This is a genomic window from Azospirillum formosense, assembly GCF_013340925.1.
In the GTDB taxonomy this organism is placed as follows: Bacteria; Pseudomonadota; Alphaproteobacteria; order Azospirillales; family Azospirillaceae; genus Azospirillum; species Azospirillum formosense.
This window is the reverse complement of sequence record NZ_WHOR01000370.1, coordinates 1-4,469: the sequence shown is the minus strand read 5'-3', so window position 1 is coordinate 4,469 and position 4,469 is coordinate 1. Positions and strand designations below refer to the sequence as shown.

Annotated in this window: 5 protein-coding genes and 1 tRNA gene; 4 read left to right on the top strand and 2 right to left on the bottom strand. The window is 67.8% G+C overall.

The genetic code is table 11. The features are described 5' to 3' along the window. From rlmB to GBZ26_RS27420, 4 genes are all read left to right on the top strand, one after another. A partial coding sequence (gene rlmB, locus GBZ26_RS27435) for a 23S rRNA (guanosine(2251)-2'-O)-methyltransferase RlmB (RefSeq protein WP_345772078.1) occupies window positions 1-804 on the top strand: 804 nt, incomplete at its 5' end. 91 nt (window positions 805-895) lie between these two features. Then, window positions 896-971, top strand: a tRNA-Thr gene (locus tag GBZ26_RS27430). Between the two features lie 38 nt (window positions 972-1,009). After that, window positions 1,010-1,468 carry a hemerythrin family protein gene (locus tag GBZ26_RS27425; protein WP_174441521.1) on the top strand — a complete coding sequence of 153 codons (459 nt, stop codon included), beginning with the start codon at window positions 1,010-1,012 and terminating at the stop codon, window positions 1,466-1,468. Window positions 1,469-1,561: 93 nt separating this feature from the next. After that, window positions 1,562-1,834, top strand: coding sequence for a hypothetical protein (locus GBZ26_RS27420; protein ID WP_174441519.1), 273 nt, complete (start codon window positions 1,562-1,564; stop codon window positions 1,832-1,834). A gap of 151 nt (window positions 1,835-1,985) precedes the next feature. Here GBZ26_RS27420 and GBZ26_RS27415 read toward each other — a convergent pair whose 3' ends face one another. Continuing rightward, window positions 1,986-2,558 (bottom strand): polysaccharide biosynthesis/export family protein, encoded by a 573-nt coding sequence (locus GBZ26_RS27415; RefSeq protein WP_035675081.1) that lies wholly within the window; start codon window positions 2,556-2,558, stop codon window positions 1,986-1,988. 234 nt (window positions 2,559-2,792) lie between these two features. Continuing rightward, a complete protein-coding gene (locus GBZ26_RS27410) occupies window positions 2,793-4,097 on the bottom strand; it encodes an outer membrane beta-barrel protein (RefSeq protein ID WP_174441520.1) in 1,305 nt (434 codons plus the stop codon). Between the last annotated feature and the right edge of the window lie 372 nt (window positions 4,098-4,469).

Genomic DNA, 4,469 nt, shown 5'->3' with positions numbered 1-4,469 from the left:
GCCAAGAACCACTCCCCCTCCCACCGCGAGTCGCGCGGCGACCGCTCCTCCCCCGGGCGCGGCGCGCAGGGCGTCCTGCTCTACGGCCTGCACCCGGTATCGGCGGCGTGGCTGAACCCGGAGCGGCGCATCCACCGCCTGATCGCGACCGAGGCGGGCCGCGCCGCGTTGGAGCCGGTGCTGGCCCAGGCCAAGGCGCGCGGCCTCCAGCGCCCTGGCCTGATGCCGGCCGACCGCAACGACCTGGACCGCATGCTGCCGCCGGGCGCCGTCCACCAGGGCGTGGCGGTGGACGTCGCCCCCCTGGACGAGGTGGGGATCGAGGATCTGTGCGTGGAGGCCGATTCGGACCCGTCGGCGCTCATCGTCGTCCTCGACCAGGTGACCGACCCGCACAACGTCGGCGCCATTCTGCGCTCCGCCTCGGCCTTCGGGGCCAAGGCGGTGGTGGTGACGGAGCGCAACGCGCCGGAGACCACCGGCGTGCTGGCCAAGAGCGCCTCGGGAGCGCTGGAGTCGGTGCCGCTGGTGCGTGTCACCAACCTCGCCCGCGCGCTCGCCGATCTTCAGCAGGCCGGCTTCTGGACCGTCGGCCTTGCCGAGTCGGGGGCGAGCACCCTCGCCCAGTGCAACCTGACGGGCCGCACCGCGCTGGTGCTGGGGGCGGAGGGAGCCGGGCTGCGCCGCCTCACCATGGAACGCTGCGACATCGTCGCGCGCCTGCCGACCCAGGGACCGGTGGGCAGCCTGAACGTATCCAACGCCGCTGCGGTCGCCCTCTACGAGGTCGCCCGGCTGCGCTGACGCGTCTCCGAACGCGCCGCACAGGTGAGGCTTGCTGCGAACCGCGCGGGACGCTAGTGTAAGCGCCCGCCGCGGTCTGGCCAGGCGGCACGCCGGTTTAGCTCAGTTGGTAGAGCAGCGGTTTTGTAAACCGAAGGTCGCGGGTTCGAGCCCTGCAACCGGCACCACATTCACCCTCCTGCCAGACCAATGCCCGGCCCCGCCCATGACGCATGCCTCCGATGGCGGCCCCCTGATACCCACCGGTTCCGGCGTCATCGACGCGGAACACGGCGCCATTCTCGATCTGCTTTCGGCGATGACCGCGGGCGGGCCGTTCGGGTTGGCGGAGCTGGCCGCACTCCGGCGCGAGGTGGCGGAGCATTTCGCCACGGAGACGAGGGAGATGGCCGTCCTGGCCGCGGAGCGGCGGGAGCGGCACGAGCACGCCCACCGCAGTTACCTCGCCAGCATCGATGCGTTGATCGCGACCGCTGAGCGCGGCGACCCGCTGGCCGGCGACGACGCGAATCGGTTGATGCTGTGGTTCATCGTCCATTCCAACACCGCCGACACCGCGTTGGTGGAAGCCTCCCGGCAAACCGGCGACGAGCCGCCGATGATCTCCATGGACGACTGGCTCGACAGCCTGGACGAGGCGGACCGGGACGTCCTGCGCTCCTGAAACGACCACCCCACCCCATCCGGGGGAACCGCAACTGGGAGCACCGGTTGGGAGAAGGGACGATCCCGTCCCGCAACCGATCCAGGTTTCCCCATGAAAAAGCCCGATACGCCCAACGCCGGGGCGCAGCGCCTGCGCGACGCCATCGACAAGGGCCTGACCGGCGACAAGATCCCCGCGTCCGACCCCGCTGCGGCCCCGCTGGGCACCGACGACGAGGCCGCGGGCGTCCGGCCGCCTCCGGCCGCCAGCGCTCACGATCCTGCCCCTTCCGACGCCCGAGCGCCCTTGGGCCACTCCAAGGGCGCCGACGCCTTCCGCAAAGGCGACCTCCCCTACGGCGAGGGCACCCGCGACGATGGATGACCGCCGCCACGAGGCGGACTGTTGCGAAAAAAATGTCCCTCTTCCGAGTGGGAAGAGGGACATCGTCATGGCGTCGAATGGTGGCGGGGCGCCTGCCCCAGTTTTCCGAAACAAATGGGCCGTCTGGCGAGTTTCCGGAACCGCTTGCCGATCAGAAATAGCGCTCCGGCACGCGCAGCACGTCGTCGGGCATCACCGGCGTGGTGATCGGGGCGCGGCGCAACTCCTTCTTGGGGTCGGCCCCGCGTGTGATCAGCACGTAGTCCTCCTTGGCGCGGTAGGTGTAGCCGCCGGCCATCGCCACCGCCGACAGGGCGGTCATACCGTTCACATACTGGTACTGGCCGGGGTTGCGGACCTCGCCCAGGATGAAGAAGGGCCGGTGGTTCAGCACCTCGACGCTGACCTTGGCGTCGCGGACGTAGCCCTGCGACAGGCGCTTGGCGATGTCGGTCTCCAACTCGCGCGGGGTGTGGCCGCGGGCCGACACCTCGCCGATCAGCGGCATGGCGACCTTGCCCGACCCGTCGACGCGGAACTCGCCGGAGAGCTGCTCCTCGCCAAAGACGATGACGCGCAGCGCGTCGCCGGCCCCCAGGCGGTAGTCCGTCATCTGGGCGACGCCGGGCGGTTCGAGAGGGGCATCCTGGCCACCGGCGCAGCCGACCATCGCGGCGGCGACCACGGTCATTCCGAGCGCGCGGAACACGTTACGTCGATTCATCCCTAACCCTTCTCCATAGCTCGTGAGGACATCGGGTCCAGGCGCCCGCGGACGGAGCGGCCGAACCCTGAGCGGTCACGGAGGGAGACTAGCAACTCGCACGCGCTTGGGAAAAAGTGGAGAGGAAGTAACGCCAACGGAGGAAAAGGATTCGCGTCACCGTATAGGCGGAAATGCAAAAGGGGCGCCCATCGGAAGATGAGCGCCCCTCTGTGCATGGCCCAGACGAACTGATTACATCTGAGCGCCGACGCGCAGATAGACCAGATTGTCGGAGTAATCGAAACCACTGAGGTTCGAGTTACGCTTTTCGTAAGTATAACCGCCATTCACGAAGACATAGCGGCTGAGCTGGTAGCTGGCGCCGGCCCCCAGCGTGTAGACGTCGTCGGTGCGGTCCACGCCGTTGAAGTCGTCCTGGCGCCACTGGACGCGGGCGTTCAGCAGCAGGGTGCGCAGAAGCTCGTGATCCACGCCGACCGCGGCGACGGTGCGGTTGTAGCTCGACGCGATCTGGCTGCCTCGGGCGTAGGTCGATTCGCGGACCTGACGGCTGAGCGAGCCGGTGACCGAGGTGAGCTGGGTCACCGACCAGTTCAGACGGCCGCCCACGGCCAGACCGCCGAAATCCTTCAGCGTCGGATCGTCGTAGTTCCGGCTCAGATAACCGGCATAGACCTCGCCGTTGATCAGGCCGGTCAGGTCGGTGGACAGGCCGCCGACGACCTCGTAGCCGTCCGAGTCGCGGTTGACGCCGCCGAAGTCCTGGCTCAGCCGGTAATTAGTCCAGTTGTAGGAGCCCTGCACGAAGGCCTCGTAACCCTGGATGAACTCGTAGCCGACGCGGGCGGTGCCCGTGTAGCTCCAGCGGTCGCGGTCCTCCTGCGATTCCGTCCGGCCGTTGGTCAGTTCGGCGTCCTGGTAGGAGGTGTACTGGGCGCCGCCGGTCAGGCGGACGCGCAGGCGGTTGAAGCGCTGGTTGAACGACGCCTCGCCGCCGTGGGTGAAATAATTCACCGGCTCCGCGTAGCGCGGCACCACGGTGCCGGTGGCCAGCGACACGTCGAAGTTCGGGTCGGACCGCCCCTCATGGTCGCGGCGGCTGAACAGCAGGCCGCTGACCGAGGAGTCGCGGGTGATGTCGTAGCGACCGTCCACCTGGGCCCGGTAATCGGCGTAATTCTCCGACGAATAGTCGAAGAAGCGCCCGATGTTCCCGGAGGCCGAGAAGTTCAGGGCGTGGTTGTTGAAATCCGAACGCACGTCGACGCGCGGCTGGGTGACCCAGATGAAGTCGTCGCGGGTGTCGTTCTCGGTCGCGAAGACGTTGCTTTCATAGGTCAGGCCGGTCTCGATGCGCGGCAGGATACGGAACGATCCGGCGCGGATGCCGAGCTGCTCGACCTCCGGACGGCGGCGCTCCAGCACGGTTTCACCGGGCTGCAGTTCCTGGGCGCTCACCGGAGTGGCCGCGGGCAGCGCCGTCAGCACGGTGGACGCGAGCGCGAGGGCGAGGAGGGACAGGGAGCTGGGCTTCATGGGTCACCGCGCAAGGCTGAAATCAGTGGCTCGTATCGGGCGGCCGAATGGCCTTGGAATGTGCAATCGCCGCTCCGGCAGAAGCGGACAGTCGCTGCAAAGACAACTCATAGCGTGATGTCCGTGCAACAGTGAAGCCGTTCAGCCGTGGTTTTTGCCCGCGCCTGTGTTGTTGGCGCAACAAGACTTGCGTCGGACGGGCGCTCTATTGCCATACGACCGCATCGTTAGGGCTAAGGTAATAGGACCACGACACTCCGCATGCCCGCGTCCTTGGGAACCAGCAATCGGCGGCATCCGTTCACTCAAGGCGGTTCGGAACCGCCCCAACCGGAACCATGAGGAAACGCCGGGCATGACCAGACCTCTGAC